The organism is Cereibacter changlensis JA139 (assembly GCF_003034985.1).
GTDB classification, from domain to species: domain Bacteria; phylum Pseudomonadota; class Alphaproteobacteria; order Rhodobacterales; family Rhodobacteraceae; genus Cereibacter; species Cereibacter changlensis.
In genome coordinates this window covers 1-935 of record NZ_PZKG01000375.1, presented here as the reverse complement: position 1 = coordinate 935, position 935 = coordinate 1, and the positions used below count along the sequence as shown (strand labels likewise).

General features: G+C 63.7%; 2 protein-coding genes. One reads left to right on the top strand and one right to left on the bottom strand.

Annotated features, from left to right (window positions below):
* On the bottom strand, positions 1–209 hold a 209-nt coding region (locus tag C5F48_RS24160; RefSeq protein ID WP_107666169.1), incomplete at its 3' end, for a PepSY domain-containing protein.
* A gap of 137 nt (positions 210–346) precedes the next feature.
* Between C5F48_RS24160 and C5F48_RS24155 the strand changes: the two genes are divergently transcribed.
* A partial coding sequence (locus tag C5F48_RS24155; RefSeq protein ID WP_107666168.1) for a response regulator transcription factor occupies positions 347–935 on the top strand: 589 nt, incomplete at its 3' end.

Here is a 935-nt window from a genome sequence, read left to right as displayed (position 1 = left end):
GTGATCTCCACCTCGCGGCCCTCGCTGTCCCAGCCGTCGATCTCGTAGCAACCATCGTCGACGTGCAGCCGCCCGATGCGCCAGCCCTGCGCGGCGGCTATCGTCTCGACCATCGCTCGCGGCTGCCAATCCGCCATCGGCGCGACGCAGTCCGCCCCGGCCCAGGCTGCCGATGCCAGTGTCGCTGCAAGAAGTGCGTTCGTCGCCATCACCCTCATCTGCATCTCCGCTTCTCGCCCCAGATCTGCACGCGCAGTCTTACAGCGACCTGACAGCGCACCCGCATCTGTGTCAGTGCGCCGTCAGCCAGATCGACGATGATCAGCTCCAGGAGAGGAGACGGATCATGCGCATCCTGCTGGTCGAGGACGACGAGGTGCTCGGCAATGCCGTCTGCGATCATGTCGCCGACGATGGCCACAAACTTGACCGGGCGCGCAGGTTGAGCGAAGCCGCCGATGCCCTGGCCGTCGTGGCCTATGACCTCGTTCTGCTTGATCTGATGCTTCCTGACGGGCTCGGCACCCCTTTTTTGCGGCGGCTGCGTCAACAGGGGAATACGACGCCGGTGATCATCCTGACTGCGCTTGACCAGATCACCGAACGGATCGACGGCTTGAACGCGGGAGCCGACGATTATCTGGTGAAGCCCTTCGATCTTGTCGAACTGTCAGCGCGCATCGGCGCGGTCGCGCGGCGATATACCGGCAATCCCAACCCGCTGATCCGGGTCGGGTCTTTCGATGTGGATCTGTCGGCGCGCACAGTCCGGTGCGCCGGAAAGGAAATCGCGCTGACCGCTCGGGAATGGGTCCTATTCGAGGCATTCCTCGGACGACCGAACCAGCTGATGTCGAGGGCACAGCTTGAAGAGCATCTCTGGTCGTTCGACGGCGGCGCAGAGAGCAACGCGATCGAGGTCTATGTCAGCCGCC